The 25,794-nt window shown below is 66.3% G+C and carries 21 protein-coding genes and 1 tRNA gene; 19 read left to right on the forward strand and 3 right to left on the reverse strand.

Annotated features, from left to right (window positions below; genetic code table 11):
• Positions 1–93 precede the first annotated feature (93 nt).
• Positions 94–1,149: a UDP-N-acetylmuramate dehydrogenase gene (locus ACZ6ZP_RS39045; protein ID WP_469410318.1), complete on the forward strand. Its 1,056-nt coding sequence runs from the start codon at positions 94–96 to the stop codon at positions 1,147–1,149.
• A gap of 89 nt (positions 1,150–1,238) precedes the next feature.
• On the opposite strand, the gene ACZ6ZP_RS39050 is transcribed toward ACZ6ZP_RS39045, so the two are convergent.
• Positions 1,239–1,871, reverse strand: a complete 633-nt coding sequence (locus ACZ6ZP_RS39050) for an NAD(P)-dependent oxidoreductase (RefSeq protein ID WP_351170370.1) — start codon at positions 1,869–1,871, stop codon at positions 1,239–1,241.
• Positions 1,872–1,958: 87 nt separating this feature from the next.
• Here ACZ6ZP_RS39050 and ACZ6ZP_RS39055 point away from each other — a divergent pair, with 87 nt between their 5' ends.
• The gene (locus ACZ6ZP_RS39055; protein WP_383820246.1) at positions 1,959–2,558 is read left to right on the forward strand and encodes a TetR/AcrR family transcriptional regulator; all 600 of its coding nucleotides are present in this window, start codon (positions 1,959–1,961) and stop codon (positions 2,556–2,558) included.
• Here the strand turns inward: ACZ6ZP_RS39055 and ACZ6ZP_RS39060 are convergent.
• A complete protein-coding gene (locus ACZ6ZP_RS39060) occupies positions 2,548–3,567 on the reverse strand; it encodes an adenosine deaminase (RefSeq protein ID WP_351170376.1) in 1,020 nt (339 codons plus the stop codon). The genes ACZ6ZP_RS39055 and ACZ6ZP_RS39060 overlap by 11 nt on opposite strands.
• 142 nt (positions 3,568–3,709) lie before the next feature.
• Entirely contained in the window at positions 3,710–4,936 is a 1,227-nt protein-coding gene (locus tag ACZ6ZP_RS39065) for a pyridoxal phosphate-dependent aminotransferase (protein WP_351170379.1), read from the reverse strand.
• 192 nt (positions 4,937–5,128) lie between these two features.
• Here ACZ6ZP_RS39065 and ACZ6ZP_RS39070 point away from each other — a divergent pair.
• The 17 genes from ACZ6ZP_RS39070 (at position 5,129) to rplC (ending at position 25,787) form a co-directional block, all read left to right on the forward strand.
• Positions 5,129–5,201 (forward strand) — tRNA-Trp (locus ACZ6ZP_RS39070).
• Positions 5,202–5,306: 105 nt separating this feature from the next.
• Positions 5,307–5,594 carry a preprotein translocase subunit SecE gene (secE, locus tag ACZ6ZP_RS39075; RefSeq protein ID WP_190084400.1) on the forward strand — a complete coding sequence of 96 codons (288 nt, stop codon included), beginning with the start codon at positions 5,307–5,309 and terminating at the stop codon, positions 5,592–5,594.
• A gap of 89 nt (positions 5,595–5,683) precedes the next feature.
• Complete coding sequence (gene nusG, locus ACZ6ZP_RS39080) at positions 5,684–6,628, forward strand: transcription termination/antitermination protein NusG (RefSeq protein WP_469410319.1); 945 nt, start codon at positions 5,684–5,686, stop codon at positions 6,626–6,628.
• Positions 6,629–6,794: 166 nt separating this feature from the next.
• Positions 6,795–7,229: a 50S ribosomal protein L11 gene (gene rplK / locus ACZ6ZP_RS39085; protein WP_160506641.1), complete on the forward strand. Its 435-nt coding sequence runs from the start codon at positions 6,795–6,797 to the stop codon at positions 7,227–7,229.
• A gap of 86 nt (positions 7,230–7,315) precedes the next feature.
• Positions 7,316–8,038, forward strand: a complete 723-nt coding sequence (rplA, locus tag ACZ6ZP_RS39090) for a 50S ribosomal protein L1 (RefSeq protein WP_351170386.1) — start codon at positions 7,316–7,318, stop codon at positions 8,036–8,038.
• 155 nt (positions 8,039–8,193) lie between these two features.
• On the forward strand, positions 8,194–9,084 hold the full coding sequence (locus ACZ6ZP_RS39095; RefSeq protein WP_351170389.1) for an SCO4651 family lipoprotein: 891 nt from the start codon (positions 8,194–8,196) through the stop codon (positions 9,082–9,084).
• A gap of 65 nt (positions 9,085–9,149) precedes the next feature.
• Entirely contained in the window at positions 9,150–10,118 is a 969-nt protein-coding gene (locus ACZ6ZP_RS39100) for an SCO4651 family lipoprotein (protein ID WP_383820239.1), read from the forward strand.
• A gap of 274 nt (positions 10,119–10,392) precedes the next feature.
• Positions 10,393–10,923, forward strand: a complete 531-nt coding sequence (gene rplJ, locus ACZ6ZP_RS39105; protein WP_351170395.1) for a 50S ribosomal protein L10 — start codon at positions 10,393–10,395, stop codon at positions 10,921–10,923.
• A gap of 113 nt (positions 10,924–11,036) precedes the next feature.
• Positions 11,037–11,417, forward strand: coding sequence for a 50S ribosomal protein L7/L12 (rplL, locus tag ACZ6ZP_RS39110; protein WP_249588338.1), 381 nt, complete (start codon positions 11,037–11,039; stop codon positions 11,415–11,417).
• Between the two features lie 558 nt (positions 11,418–11,975).
• Positions 11,976–15,461, forward strand: coding sequence for a DNA-directed RNA polymerase subunit beta (gene rpoB / locus ACZ6ZP_RS39115; RefSeq protein ID WP_351170398.1), 3,486 nt, complete (start codon positions 11,976–11,978; stop codon positions 15,459–15,461).
• 96 nt (positions 15,462–15,557) lie between these two features.
• Positions 15,558–19,457 carry a DNA-directed RNA polymerase subunit beta' gene (locus tag ACZ6ZP_RS39120; RefSeq protein WP_351170401.1) on the forward strand — a complete coding sequence of 1,300 codons (3,900 nt, stop codon included), beginning with the start codon at positions 15,558–15,560 and terminating at the stop codon, positions 19,455–19,457.
• 502 nt (positions 19,458–19,959) lie between these two features.
• Positions 19,960–20,331: a 30S ribosomal protein S12 gene (gene rpsL, locus ACZ6ZP_RS39125; protein ID WP_003948652.1), complete on the forward strand. Its 372-nt coding sequence runs from the start codon at positions 19,960–19,962 to the stop codon at positions 20,329–20,331.
• A 2-nt stretch (positions 20,332–20,333) separates the two neighbouring features.
• On the forward strand, positions 20,334–20,804 hold the full coding sequence (rpsG, locus tag ACZ6ZP_RS39130; protein ID WP_003974303.1) for a 30S ribosomal protein S7: 471 nt from the start codon (positions 20,334–20,336) through the stop codon (positions 20,802–20,804).
• Between the two features lie 39 nt (positions 20,805–20,843).
• The gene (fusA, locus tag ACZ6ZP_RS39135; RefSeq protein WP_351170404.1) at positions 20,844–22,970 is read left to right on the forward strand and encodes an elongation factor G; all 2,127 of its coding nucleotides are present in this window, start codon (positions 20,844–20,846) and stop codon (positions 22,968–22,970) included.
• Between the two features lie 152 nt (positions 22,971–23,122).
• Positions 23,123–24,316 carry an elongation factor Tu gene (gene tuf / locus ACZ6ZP_RS39140; protein WP_351170407.1) on the forward strand — a complete coding sequence of 398 codons (1,194 nt, stop codon included), beginning with the start codon at positions 23,123–23,125 and terminating at the stop codon, positions 24,314–24,316.
• Between the two features lie 504 nt (positions 24,317–24,820).
• The gene (gene rpsJ, locus ACZ6ZP_RS39145) at positions 24,821–25,129 is read left to right on the forward strand and encodes a 30S ribosomal protein S10 (RefSeq protein WP_003948644.1); all 309 of its coding nucleotides are present in this window, start codon (positions 24,821–24,823) and stop codon (positions 25,127–25,129) included.
• Between the two features lie 13 nt (positions 25,130–25,142).
• Positions 25,143–25,787 (forward strand): 50S ribosomal protein L3, encoded by a 645-nt coding sequence (gene rplC / locus ACZ6ZP_RS39150; protein WP_160506658.1) that lies wholly within the window; start codon positions 25,143–25,145, stop codon positions 25,785–25,787.
• Positions 25,788–25,794: the final 7 nt, after the last annotated feature.

The following is a 25,794-nucleotide window of genomic DNA, read 5'->3' on the forward strand; positions in this document are numbered from 1 at the left end:
CCGGCCGGTGTCTGAACCGGCTCGGCGCCTCTGGCCCGATACGGTCCGTGGCCCCGCCCGAGCGGTGGGGCCACGGACCGTACCCTTGAGCACGTGCAGGAACTTCAGGATGCTCCCCTCGCCCCGCTGACCACCTTCCGGCTCGGCGGTCCCGCGGCCCGTCTGATCACCGCGACGACCGACGCCGAGGTGATCGCCGCCGTCCGCGAAGCCGACGAATCCGGGACCCCGCTGCTGCTCATCGGCGGTGGCTCGAACCTGGTCATCGGCGACAAGGGCTTCGACGGGACCGCGCTGCGCATCGCCACGAAGGGCTTCGAACTCGACGGTACGAAGCTCGAGTTGGCGGCCGGTGAGGTGTGGACGGACGCGGTGGCCCGCGTCGTGGAGGCCGGTCTCGCGGGCATCGAGTGCCTCGCCGGGATTCCCGGCTCCGCGGGCGCCACGCCGATCCAGAACGTGGGGGCGTACGGCCAGGAGGTCTCGTCGACGATCACCGAAGTGGTCGCGTACGACAGGAAGACGCACGAGACGGTCACCGTCACGAACGCCGAGTGCGACTTCTCGTACCGGCACAGTCGCTTCAAGGCCGATCCCGACCGCTTCGTGGTGCTGCGCGTCCGCTTCGAGCTGGAGGACGCCCAGGGAATGAGCGCCCCCCTCAAGTACCCCGAGACGGCCCGCACGCTCGGGGTGAACGCGGGTGACCGGGTGCCGGCGGCCGTCGCCCGTGAGACCGTCCTGAAGCTGCGCGCGGGCAAGGGCATGGTGCTCGACCCCGAGGACCACGACAGCTGGTCGGCCGGCTCCTTCTTCACCAACCCGATCCTCACCGAGGACGAGTTCGCCGCCTTCCACGCGCGCGTGGTGGACCGTCTCGGCCCGGACGTGGCGCCCCCCGCCTTCCCCACGGACGACGGCCGCGTGAAGACCTCCGCCGCCTGGCTCATCGACAAGGCGGGCTTCACCAAGGGCTACGGAGAGGGGCGGGCCCGCATCTCCACCAAGCACACCCTCGCCCTCACCAACCGCGGCGGCGCGACCACGGAGGACCTGCTGGCCCTCGCCCGTGAGGTCGTCGCCGGAGTGCGGGACGCCTTCGGGGTCACGCTGGTCAACGAGCCGGTGACGGTGGGCGTCAGCCTCTAGTGGCCCTCCGCAGCCTCCAGAGCCTCTGGCGGGCCTCTACGAAGACCTGCGGTCGGCCGGTGGTCGGTCAGTAGGCGACCAGTAGGCGGCTAGTAGGCGACGCCCACGCCCTGCTTCACCGTCGCCAGGTCGTCGACCACCGCCAGCATCGCGTGCGCCACATCTGCCCTGCCGATGAACCGCCCGCTGACCGGTGTGCCCCCGACGACCTTGCGGTAGATGCCCGTCAACGGCTTGTCCTGCAGCCTCGGCGGGCGCACGGACGTCCAGTCCGTCGCGCTGCTCGCCAGCTCGGCCTCCATGGCCCGCAGATCGTCGTACACGGGCTTGAGGATCTTGCCGACCAGCGAGCCCATGACCCGGTCGGCCGGGGGCTGGCGCTCGGCCGGAGGGCCGACCGGTGCCGCGCTCACCACCACCAGCCTGCGCACCCCCTCGGCCTCCATGGCGTGCACCACCGAGCGCGTGAGCACGGTTGCGATCCCCGCGTCCGCCTTCTTGCGCACCCCGAGCCCCGAGAGGACCGCGTCCCGGCCGGTCACCGCGGCCCGTAGGGCCTCCGGGTCGGTCAGGTCGGCCCCGAACACCTCAAGGCCCTCTCCCGTCGCGTTCAGCCGTGCGGGGTCACGCACGACGGCCGTGACCTCGTGGCCCGCCGCGAGAGCCTGTCGCACGATCTCCCCGCCGACACCGCCGGTCGCACCGAACACCGTGAGCCTCATTGCGCACCCTCCCCAGGTGGGTAAGTATTCACTCACCTCTAGGGTGAGTATCCACTCACCCATTCGTCAAGCTTGGTTGGACAGCACATGCAGCAGAAGCCCACCCGGGCCCGCATCCTCGACGCGGCCCACGACCTCATGCTCACCATCGGGCTCGCCCGTGCCACCACCAAGGAGATCGCCAAGGCGGCGGGCTGCTCCGAAGCGGCGCTCTACAAGCACTTCGCGAGCAAGGAGGAGCTGTTCGTGGGCGTCCTCCAGGAGCGGCTGCCCCGCCTGGGCCCGCTCCTGCGCCGCCTCGCCGAGGACCCGGGGGAGCGCCCGGTGGAGGAGAACCTCGCCGAGATCGCCCGCCTGGCCAGCCACTTCTACGCCCAGAGCTTCCCGATCGCCGCGTCCCTCTACGCCGAGACCAAGCTCAAGCGCCGCCACGAGGACTCCATGCAGGAGATGGGCACGGGCCCGCACATGCCCATCGAGGCCCTCGACGCCTACCTCCGCACCGAACGCGACGCCGGCCGGATCGCCCCGGGAGCCGACACCTTCGCCGCCGCCTCACTGCTCCTGGGCGCCTGCGCCCAGCGCGCCTTCGCCTACGACGCCACGGTCGGCAAGCGACCCCCGCAGCCCGTCGACGAGTTCGCCGCCGCCCTGGCCCGTACCCTCCTCGCGGGCATCAGCCGCTGAGCCACTCCTCGATCCCCGCCAGGAGCTTCTCCTGTATGCCGACGGGGGCGGCCGAGCCGCGCACCGACTGCCGGGCGAGTTCGGCCAGGTCGCCGTCGTCGAAGGCGTGGTGCTTGCGCGCGATCTCGTACTGGGCCGCGAGCCGCGACCCGAAGAGCAGCGGGTCGTCGGCACCGAGAGCCATCGGCACCCCGGCGTCGTACAAGGTCCGCAGCGGCACGTCCTCGGGCTTCTCGTAGACCCCGAGCGCCACGTTCGACGCCGGGCACACCTCGCAGGTCACGCCCCGCTCGGCGAGCCGCTTCAGGAGCCGCGGGTCCTCGGCGGCCCGCACCCCGTGCCCGATCCGCCCCGCGTGCAGGTCGTCCAGGCAGTCCCGCACCGAAGCGGGCCCACTGAGCTCACCGCCGTGCGGCGCCGCGAGCAGGCCGCCGTCCCGCGCGATCGCGAAGGCCCGGTCGAAGTCACGTGCGAAGCCCCGGCGTTCGTCGTTGGAGAGCCCGAAGCCGACGATGCCGCGATCGGCGTACCGCACCGCGAGCCGGGCCAGCGTGCGGGCGTCCAGAGGGTGCTTCATGCGGTTCGCGGCGACGAGCACGCGCATTCCGAGGCCGGTGTCCCGCGAGGCGCTCTCGACGGCGTCCAGGATGATTTCCAGGGCCGGGATGAGCCCACCGAGCCGCGGCGCGTACGACGTCGGGTCGACCTGGATCTCCAGCCACCCCGACCCGTCCCGCAGATCCTCCTCCGCGGCCTCCCGCACCAGGCGCTGGATGTCCTCCGGCTCCCGCAGGCAGGACCGCGCCATGTCGTAGAGCCGCTGGAAGCGGAACCACCCGCGCTCGTCGGTCGCCCGCAGCTGCGGAGGCTCACCGCCGGTCAGCGCCGGGGGCAGCCGCACCCCGTACTTGTCGGCGAGTTCCAGCAGGGTCGTGGGCCGCATCGACCCGGTGAAGTGCAGATGCAGGTGGGCCTTCGGCAGCTCTTTTACGTCCCGTACACGCTCCATTCCAGGATCTTGCCGTACGCACGTAGCGTCCCGGTAGCCACTTTCCCCTTCGTGCACATCTCCGAACGAAGAAGCGGGCCGCCTCCCCGGAGAGGGGAGACGGCCCGCACGCGCGCGTGGAGCGCGAAAACTCACCGGGACGTCAGTCGCGGGCCTCGGCCAGGAGCTTCTGGAGCCGCGAGACGCCCTCGACGAGGTCCTCGTCGCCCAGGGCGTACGAAAGACGCAGGTAACCCGGCGTCCCGAAGGCCTCGCCCGGAACGACCGCGACCTCGGCCTCCTCCAGGATCAGCGCGGCGAGCTCCACGGAGTCCTGCGGGCGCTTGCCGCGGATCTCCTTGCCGATGAGGCCCTTCACGGAGGGGTACGCGTAGAAGGCGCCCTCCGGCTCGGGGCAGAGCACGCCGTCGATCTCGTTCAGCATCCGCACGATGGTCCTGCGGCGCCGGTCGAAGGCCTCGCGCATCGCGTCGACGGCGGTCAGATCGCCGGAGACTGCCGCGATGGCCGCGACCTGCGCGACGTTGGAGACGTTCGACGTGGCGTGCGACTGGAGGTTCGTCGCGGCCTTCACCACGTCCTTCGGTCCGACGATCCACCCCACGCGCCAGCCGGTCATCGCGTACGTCTTGGCCACTCCGTTGACCACGATGCACTTGTCGCGCAGCTCGGGCAGGATCGCCGGGAGCGAGGTGAACTTCGCGTCTCCGTAGACGAGGTGTTCGTAGATCTCGTCCGTCATCACCCACAGGCCGTGCTCGACGGCCCAGCGGCCGATCGCCTCGGCGTCGGCCTCGCTGTAGACGGCACCCGTAGGGTTCGACGGCGACACGAAGAGGACGACCTTCGTGCGCTCCGTGCGAGCGGCCTCCAGCTGCTCCACCGACACGCGGTAGCCCGTGGTCTCGTCCGCGACGACCTCGACCGGCACGCCGCCCGCGAGACGGATCGACTCCGGGTACGTCGTCCAGTAGGGAGCCGGGACGATGACCTCGTCGCCCGGGTCCAGGATCGCGGCGAACGCCTGGTAGATCGCCTGCTTGCCGCCGTTGGTCACCAGGACCTGCGAGGCGTCGACCTCGTAGCCCGAGTCGCGCAGCGTCTTCGCGGCGATCGCGGCCTTGAGCTCGGGGAGTCCGCCGGCCGGGGTGTAGCGGTGGTACTTCGGGTTCTTGCAGGCTTCGATGGCGGCTTCGACGATGTAGTCGGGCGTCGGGAAGTCGGGCTCACCCGCGCCGAAACCGATCACCGGCCGCCCGGCGGCCTTGAGGGCCTTCGCCTTGGCGTCGACGGCGAGGGTCGCGGACTCGGAGATCGCGCCGATGCGGGCGGAGACCCGGCGCTCGGTGGGAGAAGTGGAAGCGCTCATCGCCCCATCGTTCCAGACCCGAAACACCCCCGGCACACGGGTTTCGGTGTTTGTTTCGGGACCACCGGAACTGATTCTGTTCGACGGAGGGCCGCAGAGCACGTACACTCACTGCTCGTTGGCCCTCACCGGCCGCACCCTCTCATCGCACTCTGTGCACTCGGGCGGATGCGGTAGGTTGGGGGAAATCAAAGGGTCGTAGCTCAATTGGTAGAGCACTGGTCTCCAAAACCAGCGGTTGGGGGTTCAAGTCCCTCCGGCCCTGCTACACACTCCTCTCGGATGTGTGCGCATGTACGTACTGCATTGCACCGCCGTGCGGCTCATACCGGGCGCGGCACGGCCACGACCCGGAATCAGGTGAGGACGAGTGACGGACGCCGTGGGCTCCATCGACATGCCTGATGCCCAGGACGAGGCGCCGGAGTCCAAGAAGAAGGCCCGTAAGGGCGGCAAGCGCGGCAAGAAGGGCCCCTTCGGCCGTCTCGCGCTCTTCTACCGCCAGATCGTCGCGGAACTCCGCAAGGTCGTCTGGCCGACTCGCAGTCAGCTCACGACGTACACGACCGTGGTGATTGTCTTCGTCGTCATCATGATCGGCCTTGTGACCGTGATTGACTATGGGTTCAACCAGGCCGTCAAGTACGTCTTCGGCTGAGCCGATGGCTGAGTCGAGAGCGAAGGGCGCCGTTCCCGGCGCCCGTTTCGCGCGTTCCACCCCTCTGTATCCAGGAAGAAGCAGCCACCGTGTCTGACCCGAACCTGAACGACGCCGTTGAGCCGCGCATGGATTCCGAGGAGTCCGTGGAGGACCAGCTCGACATCGTCGAGGCGGCGGACGCCGAGGACCCGGACCAGGCCGAGGCTGCTGACGCCGCCGCGGGCGCACCCGCCGAAGAGTCGGCCCTGCACGTCGAGACCGACGCCGAGTCGGCCGATGACGCCGAGACCGGCGAGGAAGCCGCCGTCGAGTCCGACGAGGACGACGAGGCCGTCGCCGAGGACGAGTCCGAAGAGGGCACCGAGTCCGAAGAGGCCGCCGAGTCCGCGGAGGACGAGGAGGAGGCCGAGCCGGTCGACCCGATCGTGGCCCTGCGCGAGGAGCTCCGCACCCTCCCCGGCGAGTGGTACGTCATCCACACGTACGCCGGTTACGAGAACCGCGTGAAGACCAACCTCGAGCAGCGTGCCGTCTCGCTGAACGTCGAGGACTTCATCTTCCAGGCCGAGGTGCCGCAGGAAGAGGTCGCGCAGATCAAGAACGGCGAGCGCAAGACCGTCCGTCAGAACAAGCTCCCTGGATACGTCCTGGTGCGCATGGACCTGACGAACGAGTCCTGGGGCGTCGTCCGCAACACTCCCGGCGTGACCGGCTTCGTGGGCAACGCCTACGACCCGTACCCGCTGACCCTGGACGAGATCGTCAAGATGCTCGCCCCCGAGGCCGAGGAGAAGGCAGCCCGCGAGGCCGCCGAGGCCGAGGGCAAGCCGGCTCCGTCCCGCAAGGTCGAGGTCCAGGTGCTGGACTTCGAGGTCGGCGACTCGGTCACCGTCACCGACGGTCCGTTCGCGACGCTGCAGGCGACGATCAACGAGATCAACGCCGACTCGAAGAAGGTCAAGGGCCTCGTCGAGATCTTCGGCCGCGAGACCCCGGTCGAGCTCAGCTTCGACCAGATCCAGAAGAACTAGCCTCCTCTGGAACATACGCCTCCGACCAGGTCAGACGGGCTCTCAAAGCCTGTCTGACCTGCTCGGTTTTTGGCCGCGCGACTATACCCGTTATCGTGGTGCGGTATGCCACCATCCGGATGACTGGATGGTGGCTGGAAACTCTCACTAGGACCCGGAGAGAGCAATGCCTCCCAAGAAGAAGAAGGTCACGGGGCTTATCAAGCTCCAGATCCAGGCCGGCGCAGCCAACCCGGCCCCGCCGGTCGGCCCCGCGCTGGGCCAGCACGGCGTCAACATCATGGAGTTCTGCAAGGCCTACAACGCCGCGACCGAGTCGCAGCGTGGCTGGGTCATCCCGGTGGAGATCACGGTCTACGAAGACCGCTCCTTCACCTTCGTGACCAAGACTCCGCCGGCCGCCAAGATGATCCTCAAGGCCGCGGGTGTCGAGAAGGGCTCCGGCGAGCCGCACAAGACCAAGGTCGCCAAGATCACCGAGGCGCAGGTCCGCGAGATCGCCACCACCAAGATGGAAGACCTCAACGCCAACGACCTGGACGCCGCGTCGAAGATCATCGCCGGCACCGCCCGTTCCATGGGCATCACGGTCGAGGGCTAAGAGCTTTCCCCGTCTGACCTTTCTCAGTGGTAGGGCCAAGCGCTGGTCCGCACCACGACTCCACACCTGAAACCACAGGAGCAGAAGTGAAGCGCAGCAAGACTCTCCGCGCTGCGGACGCGAAGATCGACCGGGACAAGCTCTACGCCCCGCTCGAGGCCGTCCGTCTCGCCAAGGAGACCTCCTCGACCAAGTTCGACGGCACCGTCGAGGTCGCCTTCCGCCTGGGTGTCGACCCGCGCAAGGCCGACCAGATGGTCCGTGGCACCGTGAACCTCCCGCACGGCACCGGCAAGACCGCCCGGGTCCTGGTCTTCGCGACCGGTGACCGTGCTGCGGCCGCGGAAGCCGCTGGGGCCGACATCGTCGGCGCCGACGAGCTGATCGACGAGGTCGCGAAGGGCCGCCTGGACTTCGACGCCGTCGTCGCCACCCCGGACCTCATGGGCAAGGTCGGCCGCCTCGGCCGCGTGCTCGGTCCGCGTGGTCTGATGCCGAACCCGAAGACCGGCACCGTGACCCCCGATGTCGTGAAGGCTGTCAACGACATCAAGGGCGGCAAGATCGAGTTCCGCGTCGACAAGCACTCGAACCTGCACTTCATCATCGGCAAGGTGTCCTTCGACGACACCAAGCTGGTGGAGAACTACGCCGCCGCGCTGGAGGAGATCCTCCGTCTGAAGCCGTCGGCCGCCAAGGGTCGCTACATCAAGAAGGCCGCGCTGGCCACCACGATGGGCCCCGGCATTCCGCTGGACAGCAACCGCACCCGCAACCTCCTCACCGAGGAGGACCCGGCCGCCGTCTGATCCGACGGCAGTCGCGTCGCGTACGCGTTTTAGATGACGGGCCCCGCAACCTTTCGAGGTGCGGGGCCCGTCCTCGTATGAGCGCGGGTCCGTCGGAGCTGTCGGGGGACTGCGCTAGCGTGCAGGATTCACACGAGTGCAAGGGGTGGGATGTCATGAACAGCACGACCATGCGGCGCGCGGGTCTTTCGATCGCGGTGGCCGCCGCGCTGACCGGGGTCGCGGCCTGTGGCTCCTCCGGCGGCGACGGTGACGCGAAGGGCAAGAAGAAGGGCTCCGTGGCCCTCAGCCCCATAGCCGCCCTGCGCACCATCGAGAACGAGACCGACAACGCCGACTCGGCCAAGATCGAAGGCAAGACGGTCATGGGCAGCAAGATGTCGATGGACATGACGGGCTCCATGGAGTGGTCCGACGGCATCACCGGCACCATGACGGCGACCCTCACGGGCGGCGCCCAGGCCGAGCAGATGAAGCAGATGGGCCAGTCGAAGATCGACTACCGCTATCTGAAGAACGGCTTCTACGCGAACATGGGCGACAAGTTCGCGGCGCAGGCGGGCGGCGGCAAGCACTGGATCGAGTACGACTACGCCACGCTGGCCGAGATCAGCGGGGCCGCCGGCGACGCCTTCAAGGACCAGATGCAGAACTCCACCCCGAACCAGTCGGTCAAGATGCTGCTCGCCTCGGGTGACGTGAAGCGCGTGGGCGAGGAGACCGTGCGCGGCACGAAGACGACCCATTACTCCGGGACCGTCGACGCGGCGGACTTCACCGGCAAGAACGCGGATCTCGACGCCGAGCAGATGGCCGAGCTGAGGAAGCAGTTCAAGCAGGTGGGCCTGAGCAAGCAGACGATCGACATCTGGGTCGACGGCGACGACCTGCTGGTCAAGAAGGCCGAGAAGGGCAAAATGGCCGACGGCGAGTTCTCCCAGATCGCCTACTACAGCGACTACGGCACCCCGGTGTCCGTGGAGAAGCCCCCGGCCTCGGACACCATGAGCTTCAAGGACCTCATGAACCAGCAGCCGCAGGCTTGATCTCGCCGGTCGGGTATTCTCGCCGGACCGAATTGTGTCGATCATGTGTTCCTAGGGGTGGGGTCATGACTGCTGTTTCCATACGTGGGGATCAGGGACGTAAGAGAGTGGCGGGCGCCGTGCTCGCCACCGCGCTGCTGTGTACGGGCGCGGTGGCCTGCCAGGGCTCCGACAGCGACGGCAAGGCCAAGGGGACGGGCTCGGGGGAGACCCAGTCCCGGTCGCAGGTGACCGAGGTCATCACGGCGGCGTACGAGAAGACCGCGAAGGCCAAGTCGGCCAAGGTCGAGATGACGATGACGGCGCCCAAGTCGATGGGCGGCGCCTCCAGTGACATGAAGATGTCCGGCGTCATGGGCTGGGACCCGACGGTCATGGATATGACGATGTCGGGCTCGGCGCTCACGGACGGCGATCCCGATGCTCCGGAGAAGGTCCGGATGCTCTGGCTCGACAACGTGATGTACATGGACATGGGGGCCGTCGCCGCCAAGGACATGGACGGCAAGCAGTGGGCCAAGATGGACCTGAACGCCATCGCGGAGCAGGTCGGCGACGAGAAGGCCGCCAAGCAGCTGACCGGCGGCCTGGACAGCATGAACCAGGACCCGGCGCAGCAGCTGGCGATGCTCCTGGACTCGCCGAACCTGAAGCACGTCGGCCCGGCCAAGGTCGACGGCGTACAGACCCAGCGCTACCAGGGCCGGCTCTCCGTCAAGGAAATGATGGAGTCCAACAAGGGCCTCGACGAGATGCTCGGCAAGAGCGAGCGCGAAGAGCTGCTCAAGGGCATCGAGAAGGCGGGGATCAAGGGGTACGACACCGAGGTCTGGGTCAACGAGGACGACTACCCGGTCCGCATGGACATCGACATCAAGTCCCCCGAGGGCACGATGAAGACGTCCCAGAAGTTCACCGAGTACGGCGCGGCAGCCAAGGTGACCCCGCCGCCGGCCGGCAAGACCTTCGACCTGATGGACATGTTCAAGGAGCTGGAGGATCTCGGGAAGCCGGAGTCCGACAGCGGCGTCTGACCTCGGCTCTTGGCCGATTTGCCTGACGCGAACCCGTTCGCGTACTCTTCCACAGAAGCCAAAGACCGCTGGTCGTTGCCGTGTGCTCGCAAGAGGGTGCGGTGACCGAAGGATCCGCTGAAACTGCGGACGACCCGCGTAGGTTGCTGTGGAAAGTGCTCCCGGACGGGATTCCGTCAGGTCGAGCCCTCGCCCCGTGCGCCTGCGCCGGGGCGTTTTGTTTTGTCAGCCCCTTCTGAGCGGTCCTCATCACCCGGAAGGAGGCCGACGCTCTATGCCGACGCCCGACAAGGCTGCCGCGGTAGCCGAGCTCACGGACAAGTTCCGCAGCTCGAACGCCGCCGTGCTGACCGAGTACCGGGGTCTCACCGTGGCCCAGCTCAAGCAGCTGCGCCGCTCCCTCGGTGAGAACTCCGAGTACGCCGTGGTGAAGAACACGCTGACCAAGATCGCGGCCAACGAGGCCGGGATCGACACGCTGGACGACCTGTTCTCGGGTCCGACGGCAGTTGCCTTCGTCACCGGTGACCCGGTGGAGTCGGCGAAGGGTCTTCGTGACTTCGCCAAGGACAACCCCAACCTCATCATCAAGGGCGGTGTCCTTGACGGTAAGGCGCTGTCCGCCGATGAGTTCAAGAAGCTCGCGGACCTCGAGTCCCGCGAGGTTCTGCTCGCCAAGCTGGCCGGCGCGCTGAAGGGCAAGCAGACGCAGACTGCGCAGCTCTTCCAGGCTCTGCCGTCGAAGTTCGTCCGCACCGCGGAAGCGCTTCGTGCCAAGAAGGCCGAGCAGGGCGGTGCCGAGTAATTCGGCTCGCGCATTGATCGCCGCCCGCTAGGGCGACGGTCGCAGCGGGCCAAACGTACGCCCGCCTTCATGTACACCCGGCACCAGCCGAAATAGTGGAAGGATCGCCCATCATGGCGAAGCTCAGCCAGGAAGACCTGCTTGCTCAGTTCGAGGAGCTCACCCTCATCGAGCTCTCCGAGTTCGTGAAGGCCTTCGAGGAGAAGTTCGACGTCACCGCCGCCGCGGCCGTCGCCGCCGCCCCGGCCGGCCCGGGCGCCGTTGCCGAGGCCGTCGAGGAGCAGGACGAGTTCGACGTCATCCTCACCGGCGCCGGCGAGAAGAAGATCCAGGTCATCAAGGTCGTGCGCGAGCTCACCTCGCTCGGCCTGAAGGAGGCCAAGGACCTCGTCGACGGCACCCCGAAGCCGGTCCTCGAGAAGGTCGCCAAGGAGGCCGCCGAGAAGGCTGCCGAGTCCCTCAAGGCTGCCGGCGCCTCGGTCGAGGTCAAGTAACCTCGCGAGTCGTCTGACTCCTTTTGAGCGTCGTTCACGCGACGTCCGCCAAGGGCGATCACCCATCTGGGTGGTCGCCCTTCGGCGTTCTCCGGCGCACCCCGACGGCTGCCTTGCGCAGCCCGCCGCGACGAGTATGGTGATCTTCGTTGTGCCTCGGAACAGCCGTGACGGTGACCTCTGAGAGCCAAGTCGGGGCAGGGGGGCCTTGACGAACCGCACGCAGCGCGCAATTCTCAGGACGCGTCGTCACATCGATCCGCATCCGAGGCATGGATCGACGGCGAAGAGGGCAGTATCGATGTGCATCGAGGGCGTGGCTTGCAGCAGGGGTTGAGAACAACGAGGGTCTTCAAAAACCCGCACTGGACATCAGTGGGCCTAGTGGCTACACTGACCCTTTGCGCTGCCTGTTAGCTGCCTCCTGCCCGTCACCAGGGGCATGCCCATGCTTGAGCACTGTGGATCGAAACTTCCCTGACCGGGGATTTCTGTCTCTGTGTCCAACCTGGGACCGGTACGCGCGTAGTGAGTCCGAGCCCTCGGAAGGACCCCCTCTTGGCCGCCTCGCGCACTGCCTCGACCGCGAATACGAACAACGGCGCCAGCACCGCCCCGCTGCGCATCTCCTTTGCAAAGATCAGGGAGCCCCTCGAGGTTCCGAACCTTCTTGCGCTGCAGACCGAGAGCTTTGACTGGCTGCTCGGGAATGAAGCGTGGAAGGGTCGAGTCGAGGCGGCTCTCGACAGTGGACAGGACGTCCCCACCAAGTCCGGTCTGGAGGAGATCTTCGAGGAGATCTCTCCGATCGAGGACTTCTCTGGGTCGATGTCCTTGACGTTCCGCGACCACCGTTTTGAGCCTCCGAAGAACTCCATCGACGAGTGCAAGGAGCGCGACTTCACGTTCGCAGCCCCGCTCTTCGTCACCGCCGAGTTCACCAACAACGAGACCGGCGAGATCAAGTCCCAGACGGTCTTCATGGGCGATTTCCCGCTCATGACGAACAAGGGCACCTTCGTCATCAACGGCACCGAGCGTGTCGTCGTGTCGCAGCTGGTCCGTTCGCCGGGTGTCTACTTCGATTCCTCGATCGACAAGACGTCCGACAAGGACATCTTCTCCGCCAAGATCATCCCGTCCCGGGGTGCCTGGCTGGAGATGGAGATCGACAAGCGCGACATGGTCGGTGTGCGCATCGACCGCAAGCGCAAGCAGTCGGTCACCGTTCTGCTCAAGGCTCTCGGTTGGACGACCGAGCAGATCCTCGAGGAGTTCGGCGAGTACGAGTCCATGCGCGCCACCCTGGAGAAGGACCACACCCAGGGCCAGGACGACGCGCTGCTCGACATCTACCGCAAGCTCCGTCCGGGCGAGCCGCCGACGCGCGAGGCTGCTCAGACGCTGCTTGAGAACCTCTACTTCAACCCCAAGCGCTACGACCTCGCGAAGGTCGGCCGCTACAAGGTCAACAAGAAGCTGGGTGCGGACGCTCCGCTCGACGCGGGCATCCTCACGGTCGAGGACATCATCGCCTCGATCAAGTACCTGGTGAAGCTGCACGCCGGTGAGACCGAGACCGTTGGTGACAGCGGTACGTCGATCGTCGTCGAGACCGACGACATCGACCACTTCGGCAACCGTCGTCTGCGCAACGTCGGCGAGCTCATCCAGAACCAGGTCCGCACGGGTCTGGCTCGTATGGAGCGCGTCGTGCGTGAGCGCATGACGACCCAGGACGTCGAGGCGATCACGCCGCAGACCCTGATCAACATCCGGCCGGTCGTCGCCTCCATCAAGGAGTTCTTCGGCACCAGCCAGCTGTCGCAGTTCATGGACCAGAACAACCCGCTGTCGGGTCTCACCCACAAGCGCCGTCTGTCGGCGCTTGGCCCGGGTGGTCTCTCCCGTGAGCGGGCCGGCTTCGAGGTCCGTGACGTGCACCCGTCTCACTACGGCCGCATGTGCCCCATTGAGACGCCTGAAGGCCCGAACATCGGTCTGATCGGTTCGCTCGCCTCGTACGGCCGCGTCAACGCGTTCGGCTTCGTCGAGACGCCGTACCGCAAGGTCGTCGAGGGCGTCGTCACCGACGACGTCGACTACCTGACGGCCGATGAAGAAGACCGCTTCGTGATCGCCCAGGCCAACGCCGTGCTGGGTGAGGACATGCGCTTCACCGAGTCGCGCGTCCTGGTCCGCCGTCGTGGCGGCGAGATCGACTACATCCCCGGCGACGACGTCGACTACATGGACGTCTCGCCGCGCCAGATGGTGTCGGTCGCGACCGCGATGATCCCGTTCCTCGAGCACGACGACGCCAACCGTGCCCTCATGGGCGCGAACATGATGCGTCAGGCCGTGCCGCTGATCACCGCCGAGGCTCCCCTCGTCGGCACCGGCATGGAGTACCGCTGTGCGGTCGACGCCGGTGACGTGATCAAGGCCGAGAAGGCGGGTGTGGTCCAGGAGGTCTCCGCGGACTACGTCACGGTCACGAACGACGACGGCACGTACACCACGTACCGCATCGCGAAGTTCTCCCGGTCGAACCAGGGCACCTCGGTCAACCAGAAGGTTGTCGTCGACGAGGGCGCCCGCGTGATCGAGGGCCAGGTCCTGGCCGACGGTCCCGCGACCGAAGAGGGCGAGATGGCCCTCGGCAAGAACCTGCTCGTGGCGTTCATGCCCTGGGAGGGTCACAACTACGAGGACGCGATCATCCTGTCGCAGCGCCTCGTGCAGGACGACGTCCTCTCCTCGATCCACATCGAGGAGCACGAGGTCGACGCCCGTGACACCAAGCTGGGCCCGGAGGAGATCACCCGGGACATCCCGAACGTCTCCGAGGAGGTCCTCGCCGACCTCGACGAGCGCGGCATCATCCGGATCGGTGCCGAGGTCGTCGCCGGCGACATCCTCGTCGGCAAGGTCACGCCCAAGGGTGAGACCGAGCTGACCCCCGAGGAGCGCCTGCTCCGCGCGATCTTCGGTGAGAAGGCGCGCGAGGTGCGCGACACCTCGCTGAAGGTGCCGCACGGTGAGATCGGCAAGGTCATCGGCGTACGCGTCTTCGACCGTGAAGAGGGCGACGAGCTGCCGCCGGGCGTGAACCAGCTGGTTCGTGTCTACGTGGCGCAGAAGCGCAAGATCACGGACGGCGACAAGCTCGCCGGCCGGCACGGCAACAAGGGTGTCATCTCCAAGATCCTTCCGATCGAGGACATGCCCTTCCTTGAGGACGGCACGCCGGTCGACATCATCCTCAACCCGCTGGGTGTCCCGTCCCGAATGAACCCGGGTCAGGTCCTGGAGATCCACCTCGGCTGGCTCGCCAGCCAGGGCTGGGACGTCTCCGGTCTCAGCGAGGAGTGGGCGCAGAGCCTGCAGCGCATCGGCGCCGACCAGGTCGCCCCGCGGACGAACGTCGCGACCCCGGTCTTCGACGGCGCCCGCGAGGACGAGCTGACCGGTCTGCTCGAGCACACCGTCCCGAACCGCGACGGCGACCGCATGGTCCTGCCGTCCGGCAAGGCGCGGCTGTTCGACGGACGCTCCGGCGAGCCGTTCCCGGACCCGATCTCGATCGGGTACATGTACATCCTCAAGCTGCACCACCTGGTCGACGACAAGCTCCACGCTCGCTCGACCGGTCCGTACTCCATGATCACCCAGCAGCCGCTGGGTGGTAAGGCTCAGTTCGGTGGTCAGCGCTTCGGTGAGATGGAGGTGTGGGCGCTTGAGGCTTATGGCGCCGCTTACGCCCTCCAGGAGCTGCTGACGATCAAGTCCGACGACGTGACCGGCCGCGTGAAGGTCTACGAGGCCATCGTCAAGGGCGAGAACATCCCCGAGCCCGGCATTCCCGAGTCCTTCAAGGTGCTCATCAAGGAAATGCAGTCGCTCTGCCTCAACGTGGAGGTGCTGTCCTCGGACGGCATGTCCATCGAGATGCGCGACACCGACGAGGACGTCTTCCGCGCGGCGGAAGAGCTCGGTATCGACCTGTCCCGGCGCGAGCCGAGCAGCGTCGAAGAGGTCTGACGGGTTGGCCGGCCGGATCTCGTATCCGGCCGGCTCTCCCCGGACCCGTTCAGACCATGATTGAGACTCGACCCCGAAAGAGGGATTGACGACAAAGTGCTCGACGTCAACTTCTTCGACGAGCTGCGGATCGGCCTTGCCACCGCGGACGACATCCGACAGTGGTCCCACGGCGAGGTCAAGAAGCCGGAGACCATCAACTACCGCACGCTCAAGCCCGAGAAGGACGGACTCTTCTGCGAGAAGATCTTCGGTCCGACCCGGGACTGGGAGTGCTACTGCGGTAAGTACAAGCGTGTCCGCTTCAAGGGCATCATCTGCGAGCGCTGTGGCGTCGAGGTAACTCGCGCCAAGGTGCGTCGTGAGCGGATGGGCCACATTGAGCTGGCCGCGCCTGTCACGCACATCTGGTACTTCAAGGGCGTCCCGTCGCGCCTCGGTTACCTGCTTGATCTCGCCCCGAAGGACCTCGAAAAGGTCATCTACTTCGCGGCGTACATGATCACGTTCGTGGACGAGGAGCGCCGTACGCGTGACCTGCCCTCCCTGGAGGCGCACGTCTCCGTGGAGCGTCAGCAGGTCGAGAACCGTCGCGACTCCGACCTGGAGGCCCGCGCCAAGAAGCTCGAGACCGACCTGGCCGAGCTCGAGGCCGAGGGCGCCAAGGCCGACGTGCGCCGCAAGGTGCGCGAAGGTGCCGAGCGGGAGATGAAGCAGCTGCGCGACCGTGCGCAGCGCGAGATCGACCGTCTCGACGAGGTCTGGAACCGCTTCAAGAACCTCAAGGTCCAGGACCTGGAGGGTGACGAGCTGCTCTACCGCGAGCTGCGTGACCGCTTCGGCACGTACTTCGACGGTTCGATGGGTGCCGCTGCCCTGCAGAAGCGCCTTGAGTCGTTCGACCTGGATGAGGAAGCCGAGCGGCTTCGCGAGATCATCCGTACCGGCAAGGGCCAGAAGAAGACCCGTGCGCTCAAGCGCCTCAAGGTCGTCTCCGCGTTCCTGCAGACCAGCAACAGCCCCAAGGGCATGGTGCTCGACTGCGTGCCGGTCATCCCGCCGGACCTGCGTCCGATGGTGCAGCTGGACGGTGGCCGCTTCGCGACCTCCGACCTGAACGACCTGTACCGCCGCGTCATCAACCGCAACAACCGCCTGAAGCGGCTTCTCGACCTCGGTGCTCCCGAGATCATCGTGAACAACGAGAAGCGCATGCTCCAGGAGGCCGTGGACGCCCTCTTCGACAACGGTCGTCGTGGTCGCCCGGTCACCGGTCCCGGTAACCGCCCGCTGAAGTCCCTGAGCGACATGCTCAAGGGCAAGCAGGGTCGATTCCGTCAGAACCTTCTCGGTAAGCGTGTGGACTACTCCGCGCGTTCCGTGATCGTCGTCGGCCCGCAGCTGAAGCTGCACCAGTGCGGTCTGCCCAAGGCCATGGCGCTGGAGCTCTTCAAGCCGTTCGTGATGAAGCGCCTGGTCGACCTGAACCACGCGCAGAACATCAAGTCGGCCAAGCGCATGGTCGAGCGCGGCCGCACGGTCGTGTACGACGTCCTGGAAGAGGTCATCGCCGAGCACCCGGTTCTGCTGAACCGTGCGCCGACGCTGCACCGCCTCGGCATCCAGGCCTTCGAGCCGCAGCTGGTCGAGGGCAAGGCCATCCAGATCCACCCGCTCGTCTGCACCGCGTTCAACGCGGACTTCGACGGTGACCAGATGGCCGTGCACCTGCCGCTTTCGGCAGAGGCGCAGGCCGAGGCCCGCATCCTGATGCTGTCCTCGAACAACATCCTGAAGCCGGCCGACGGTCGTCCCGTCACCATGCCGACCCAGGACATGGTGCTCGGACTCTTCTTCCTCACGACCGACGAGGAAGAGCGCAAGGTCATCGGCGAGGGCCGGTCCTTCGGCTCCACGGCCGAGGCGATCATGGCGTTCGACGCCAAGGAGCTCTCGCTCCAGGCGAAGGTCGACATCCGCTTCCCGGTGGGCACCATCCCGCCGCGCGGCTGGACCCCGCCGGCCGTCGAAGAGGGCGAGCAGGAGTACCAGCAGGGCGACAGCTTCCGGCTGCGTACGACCCTGGGCCGCGCGCTCTTCAACGAGCTGCTGCCCGAGGACTACCCGTTCGTCGACTACTCGGTGGGCAAGAAGCAGCTCTCCGAGATCGTCAACGACCTGGCCGAGCGCTACCCCAAGGTCATCGTGGCGGCGACGCTCGACAACCTGAAGGCGTCCGGCTTCTTCTGGGCGACCCGCTCCGGTGTCACCGTGGCCATCTCCGACGTCGTGGTCCCCGAGGCCAAGAAGGCGATCGTCGCGGGCTACGAGGCGCAGGACGAGAAGGTCCAGAAGCAGTACGAGCGCGGTCTGATCACCAAGGACGAGCGCACGCAGGAGCTCATCGCGATCTGGACCAAGGCGACCAACGAGGTTGCCGAGGCGATGAACGCGAACTTCCCCAAGACGAACCCCATCTTCATGATGGTTGACTCGGGTGCCCGAGGAAACATGATGCAGATGCGTCAGATCGCCGGTATGCGTGGTCTGGTGTCGAACGCCAAGAACGAGACGATCCCGCGCCCGATTAAGGCCTCCTTCCGTGAGGGCTTGTCGGTGCTGGAGTACTTCATCTCGACTCACGGTGCTCGTAAGGGTCTTGCGGACACGGCTCTTCGTACCGCCGACTCCGGTTACCTCACCCGTCGTCTGGTCGACGTCTCTCAGGACGTCATCATTCGCGAGGAGGACTGTGGCACCGAGCGCGGTCTGAAGCTGAAGATCGCGGTCAAGGGCGAGGACGGTGTGCTCCGCAAGACGGAGAACGTCGAGACCTCGGTGTACGCCCGCATGCTGGCCGAGGACGTCGTCATCGACGGCAAGGTCATCGCGCCGGCCAACGTCGACCTCGGTGACGTCCTGATCGACGCCCTGGTCGCCAACGGCGTCGAGGAGGTCAAGACCCGTTCGGTCCTGACCTGCGAGTCCGCGGTCGGCACCTGTGCCTTCTGCTACGGCCGTTCGCTCGCCACCGGCAAGCTGGTCGACATCGGTGAGGCGGTCGGCATCATCGCCGCCCAGTCCATCGGTGAGCCCGGCACGCAGCTGACGATGCGTACGTTCCACACCGGTGGTGTGGCCGGTGACGACATCACCCAGGGTCTGCCCCGTGTCGTCGAGCTCTTCGAGGCTCGTACGCCCAAGGGTGTCGCCCCGATCTCGGAGGCGGCAGGCCGCATCCGTATCGAAGAGACCGAGAAGACCAAGAAGATCGTCGTCACGCCGGACGACGGCAGCGACGAGACTCCCTTCCCGATCTCGAAGCGCGCCAAGGTCCTCGTGCGTGAGGGTGACCACGTCGAGGTGGGCCAGAAGCTCACCTTCGGTGCCACCAACCCGCACGACGTGCTGCGGATCCTCGGTCAGCGCGCGGTCCAGGTCCACCTGGTCGGCGAAGTCCAGAAGGTCTACAACAGCCAGGGCGTGTCGATCCACGACAAGCACATCGAGATCATCATCCGGCAGATGCTGCGCCGCGTGACGATCATCGAGTCCGGCGACGCGGAGCTGCTGCCGGGCGAGCTCGTCGAGCGTTCGAAGTTCGAGACCGAGAACCGTCGTGTGGTCACGGAAGGCGGCCACCCGGCCTCCGGCCGTCCGCAGCTGATGGGTATCACCAAGGCCTCGCTGGCGACGGAGTCGTGGCTGTCCGCAGCCTCCTTCCAGGAGACGACCAGGGTCCTGACGGACGCGGCGATCAACGCCAAGTCCGACTCCCTGATCGGCCTCAAGGAGAACGTCATCATCGGTAAGCTCATCCCGGCCGGTACGGGTCTCTCCCGCTACCGCAACATCCGGGTGGAGCCGACCGAGGAAGCCAAGGCAGCGATGTACTCGGCCGTCGGTTACGACGACATCGACTACTCGCCCTTCGGCACGGGCTCCGGCCAGGCTGTTCCGCTGGAGGACTACGACTACGGGCCCTACAACCAGTAGGCGTGGTCAGCTAGTCGCTTGAGTTGAACCGAAGGGCGCCCACCCCGTCTCGTACGGGGTGGGCGCCCTTCGGCGTTTCCAGGGGCCGCGGAGCCCTTCCAGGGGCGTCTCTGCGGGCTGGGAGGGCCTCTCCGGGCCCGGGGGCGCTGTCCCCGACCCCGCAGGTCCATGGCTCATGCGCGTGGGGGAGCGGTCCGCTCAGCGACAATCGATCAAGGAATTCGCGGTGTCCCTGATCCGGCCAGATGCCCGGCGTGTCGGGGCCCATCGCATTTGTTTTGACCAACCCCGATGAGGTAGGTACGCTCAGACCTTGTGCCTGGGGTGTGCCTGGGCTCGCGCGCGTGTCTTCAGCCGCATCGCGAGTCCGAGAACGGCCACCGCAATCTGCGCCTCTTTCCGCCTTGCGGCCGGAGTCTGCAGTATTCGACACACCCGACCGCGTGGGTCGGCGATGTTTCAGGTTAGCTTTACTATTCGGCACACAGAAACCGGAGAAGTAGTGCCTACGATCCAGCAGCTGGTCCGGAAGGGCCGGCAGGACAAGGTCGAGAAGAACAAGACGCCCGCACTTGAGGGTTCGCCCCAGCGCCGCGGCGTCTGCACGCGTGTGTTCACGACCACCCCGAAGAAGCCGAACTCGGCCCTCCGTAAGGTCGCGCGTGTGCGTCTGACCTCCGGGATCGAGGTTACGGCCTACATTCCGGGTGAGGGACACAACCTGCAGGAGCACTCCATCGTGCTCGTGCGTGGTGGCCGTGTGAAGGACCTGCCGGGTGTTCGTTACAAGATCATCCGCGGCTCCCTTGACACCCAGGGTGTCAAGAACCGCAAGCAGGCCCGCAGCCGCTACGGCGCCAAGAAGGAGAAGTAGAAATGCCTCGTAAGGGCCCCGCCCCGAAGCGCCCGGTCATCATCGACCCGGTCTATGGTTCTCCTCTGGTGACCTCCCTCATCAACAAGGTGCTGCTGAACGGCAAGCGCTCCACCGCCGAGCGCATCGTGTACGGCGCCATGGAGGGCCTGCGCGAGAAGACCGGCAACGACCCGGTCATCACGCTCAAGCGCGCGCTCGAGAACATCAAGCCGACCCTCGAGGTCAAGTCCCGCCGCGTCGGTGGTGCGACCTACCAGGTTCCGATCGAGGTCAAGCCCGGTCGCGCCAACACGCTGGCCCTGCGCTGGCTGGTCGGTTACTCCCGCGCCCGTCGCGAGAAGACGATGACCGAGCGTCTCCTCAACGAGCTCCTCGACGCCTCCAACGGCCTTGGTGCCGCTGTGAAGAAGCGTGAGGACACCCACAAGATGGCCGAGTCCAACAAGGCCTTCGCGCACTACCGCTGGTAGTCGCTACCCACATCGAGACCGAGAGAAGACTGAGCCGATATGGCTACCACTTCACTTGACCTGGCCAAGGTGCGCAACATCGGCATCATGGCCCACATCGACGCGGGCAAGACGACGACCACCGAGCGGATCCTGTTCTACACCGGTGTCTCGTACAAGATCGGTGAGGTCCACGACGGTGCCGCCACCATGGACTGGATGGAGCAGGAGCAGGAGCGTGGCATCACGATCACCTCTGCTGCCACCACCTGTCACTGGCCGCTGAACGACGTCGATCACACGATCAACATCATCGACACCCCGGGCCACGTCGACTTCACCGTCGAGGTAGAGCGTTCGCTCCGTGTGCTCGACGGTGCCGTGACCGTGTTCGACGGCGTCGCCGGTGTTGAGCCCCAGTCCGAGACCGTGTGGCGTCAGGCGGACCGCTACGGCGTGCCGCGCATCTGCTTCGTCAACAAGCTCGACCGTACGGGTGCCGAGTTCCACCGCTGCGTCGACATGATCATCGACCGCCTCGGTGCGACCCCCATCGTCATGCAGCTGCCCATCGGCGCAGAGGCTGACTTCAAGGGTGTCGTCGACCTCGTCACGATGAAGGCCTTCGTCTGGTCCGCAGAGACCAAGATGGGCGAGGCGTACGACATCGTCGACATCCCGGCGACGCACGTCGAGGCTGCTGACGAGTGGCGCGGCAAGCTGCTCGAGGCCGTCGCGGAGAACGACGAGCAGATGATGGAGCTGTACCTCGAGGGCCAGGAGCCCACCGAGGAGCAGCTGTACGAGGCCATTCGCCGCGTCACCATCGCCTCCGGCAAGGGCGGCGACACCACCGTCACCCCCGTGTTCTGCGGCACCGCGTTCAAGAACAAGGGCGTCCAGCCCCTGCTCGACGCGGTCGTGCGTTACCTGCCTTCCCCCCTGGACGTCGAGGCCATCGAGGGCCACGACGTCAAGGACCCCGAGGTCGTCGTCAAGCGCAAGCCTTCTGACGAGGAGCCGCTCTCGGCTCTCGCGTTCAAGATCGCGAGCGACCCGCACCTCGGCAAGCTCACCTTCGTCCGGATCTACTCCGGTCGCCTGGAGGCCGGCACTGCGGTGCTGAACTCCGTCAAGGGCAAGAAGGAGCGCATCGGCAAGATCTACCGCATGCACGCGAACAAGCGTGAGGAGATCGCGTCGGTGGGCGCCGGTGACATCGTCGCCGTCATGGGCCTGAAGCAGACCACCACCGGTGAGACGCTGTGTGACGACAAGAAGCCGGTCATCCTGGAGTCCATGGACTTCCCGGCGCCGGTCATTCAGGTCGCCATCGAGCCGAAGTCCAAGGGTGACCAGGAGAAGCTGGGTGTAGCCATCCAGCGTCTCTCGGAGGAGGACCCCTCCTTCCAGGTGCACTCGGACGAGGAGACCGGCCAGACCATCATCGGTGGTATGGGCGAGCTTCACCTCGAGGTGCTCGTCGACCGCATGAAGCGCGAATTCCGCGTCGAGGCGAACGTCGGCAAGCCCCAGGTCGCGTACCGCGAGACGATCCGTCGGGCCGTCGAGCGCGTGGACTACACCCACAAGAAGCAGACCGGTGGTACCGGTCAGTTCGCCAAGGTGCAGATCGCGATCGAGCCCATCGAGGGCGGCGAGGCGTCGTACGAGTTCGTGAACAAGGTCACCGGTGGCCGTATCCCGCGGGAGTACATCCCGTCGGTGGACGCCGGTGCGCAGGAGGCCATGCAGTTCGGCATCCTGGCGGGCTACGAGATGACTGGTGTTCGCATCACGCTTCTCGACGGCGCCTACCACGAGGTCGACTCCTCCGAGCTGGCGTTCAAGATCGCCGGTTCGCAGGCCTTCAAGGAGGCCGCGCGCCAGGCAAAGCCCGTGCTGCTCGAGCCGATGATGGCCGTAGAGGTCACCACGCCCGAGGACTACATGGGCGATGTCATCGGTGACATCAACTCCCGCCGTGGCCAGATCCAGGCCATGGAGGAGCGCAGCGGCGCTCGCGTCGTGAAGGGCCTCGTGCCCCTCTCGGAGATGTTCGGCTACGTCGGAGACCTCCGCAGCAAGACGTCGGGTCGCGCAAGCTACTCAATGCAGTTCGACTCCTACGCCGAGGTTCCGCGGAACGTCGCCGAGGAGATCATCGCGAAGGCCAAGGGCGAGTAACTCACCCGAGTTGACGCTTTAGGCTTGACTCCGGAGCCTCCGGGGCATTCCGACCCTCTTCGGGTCGGGTGCCCCGGGCCCCGGGTATCCCAGCAAAGATCACCTGGCGCCGATGAAGCAAGGCGTACAGAACCACTCCGCAGGAGGATTCAGTGGCGAAGGCAAAGTTCGAGCGGACTAAGCCGCACGTCAACATCGGCACCATCGGTCACATTGACCACGGTAAGACGACCCTCACGGCCGCCATTACCAAGGTGCTGCACGACGCGTACCCGGACCTGAACGAGGCCTCGGCCTTCGACCAGATCGACAAGGCTCCCGAGGAGCGCCAGCGCGGTATCACGATCTCGATCGCGCACGTCGAGTACCAGACGGAGACGCGTCACTACGCGCACGTCGACTGCCCGGGTCACGCTGACTACATCAAGAACATGATCACGGGTGCCGCGCAGATGGACGGCGCCATCCTCGTGGTCGCCGCCACCGACGGCCCGATGCCGCAGACCAAGGAGCACGTGCTCCTGGCCCGCCAGGTCGGCGTTCCGTACATCGTCGTCGCGCTGAACAAGGCCGACATGGTGGACGACGAGGAGATCCTGGAGCTCGTCGAGCTCGAGGTCCGTGAGCTCCTCTCCGAGTACGAGTTCCCGGGCGACGACCTCCCGGTCGTCAAGGTCTCGGCGCTCAAGGCGCTCGAGGGCGACAAGGAGTGGGGTGAGTCCGTCCTCAACCTGATGAAGGCTGTCGACGAGTCCATCCCGGAGCCCGAGCGTGACGTCGACAAGCCGTTCCTGATGCCGATCGAGGACGTCTTCACGATCACCGGTCGTGGCACCGTCGTCACCGGTCGTATCGAGCGCGGCATCCTCAAGGTCAACGAGACCGTCGACATCATCGGCATCAAGACCGAGAAGACCACCACCACGGTCACCGGTATCGAGATGTTCCGCAAGCTGCTCGACGAGGGCCAGGCCGGTGAGAACGTCGGTCTGCTCCTCCGTGGCATCAAGCGCGAGGACGTCGAGCGCGGCCAGGTCATCATCAAGCCCGGTTCGGTCACGCCGCACACCGAGTTCGAGGCCCAGGCCTACATCCTGTCGAAGGACGAGGGTGGCCGTCACACCCCCTTCTTCAACAACTACCGCCCGCAGTTCTACTTCCGCACCACGGACGTGACCGGCGTCGTGACCCTCCCCGAGGGCACCGAGATGGTCATGCCGGGCGACAACACTGAGATGACCGTTGAGCTCATCCAGCCCGTCGCGATGGAAGAGGGCCTGAAGTTCGCCATCCGTGAGGGTGGCCGGACCGTCGGCGCCGGCCAGGTCACCAAGATCAACAAGTAAGCTCCGCTTGCTTGAAGATCGGGGTAACCCGGTCGCTCTGAACTGAGCGCAGCGAAGAGCCCCGCACGCCTTCTGGGTGTGCGGGGCTCTTTGCGTGGGTGAATGACGGTCGTGGCAGCTTGACAGTTCGGCCCGATTGGCTTTCGGCGTCCTACGTGTGGCACACTGTCCAGGTTGCTCGGTTGAGTGCCGATGCTGCGCGCCTCCCGCCGGGAGGACCGGAAGCGAGTCCCACAGTACTCGTCGCCCCATCTGCCGTAAGGCAGCACTGGAGCGGACGTACGGGAATCTTTCGGGAAGTGCAGCGCGGAGGCTCGGCCAGGCGCCCGGTGGGTTTCTTCCCCCGGACCCGCGGTCATCTGGGCCGCAGCCCCTAGCAGGGAAATCCTTCGGGAAATCTCCGTGAGCGGGACTGCGACACGCCCGACCGCGTGGGTCGGAGGAAGTAGAAAAAAGGGCCTTCCGGGAGCCAGAGCGTTCGAGACAAAGGACTACCAAGTAGCCATGGCGGGACAGAAGATCCGCATCCGGCTCAAGGCCTACGACCACGAGGTCATCGACTCTTCGGCGAAGAAGATCGTCGAGACGGTGACTCGCACTGGTGCGTCGGTCGCAGGCCCGGTGCCGCTGCCCACTGAGAAGAACGTGTACTGCGTCATCAAGTCGCCGCACAAGTACAAGGACTCGCGCGAGCACTTCGAGATGCGCACGCACAAGCGCCTGATCGACATCCTCGACCCGACGCCCAAGACCGTTGACTCGTTGATGCGCCTGGACCTTCCGGCCGGCGTCGACATCGAGATCAAGCTCTGAGAGGCGCGGACAGATGACTAAGCAGATCAAGGGCGTCCTGGGCGAGAAGCTCGGCATGACCCAGGTCTGGGACGAGAACAACCGTGTCGTCCCGGTCACCGTCGTCAAGGCCGGGCCCTGCGTCGTTACCCAGGTCCGTACGAATGACTCCGACGGCTACGAGTCGGTCCAGATCGCCTTCGGCGAGATCGACCCTCGCAAGGTGAACAAGCCCCTCAAGGGTCACTTCGCCAAGGCCGACGTAACTCCCCGCCGCCACCTGGTGGAGATCCGCACCCCTGACGCCAGCGAGTACACGCTGGGCCAGGAGGTGACTGCCGAGGTGTTCGAGTCCGGCGTCAAGGTTGACGTCACGGGCAAGAGCAAGGGCAAGGGCTTCGCCGGTGTCATGAAGCGTCACAACTTCAAGGGACTCGGCGCCGGTCACGGCACCCAGCGCAAGCACCGCTCTCCCGGTTCCATCGGTGGCTGTGCCACCCCGGGCCGTGTGTTCAAGGGCCTCCGCATGGCGGGCCGTATGGGCAACGAGCGGGTTACCACCCAGAACCTGACCGTTCACGCCGTTGACGCGGAGAAGGGCCTGCTCCTGATCAAGGGCGCAGTCCCCGGTCCGAACGGTGGCCTCGTCCTGGTCCGTACTGCGGCCAAGGGGGTTTGAGGAACCG

The organism is Streptomyces sp. NPDC054047 (assembly GCF_055585065.1).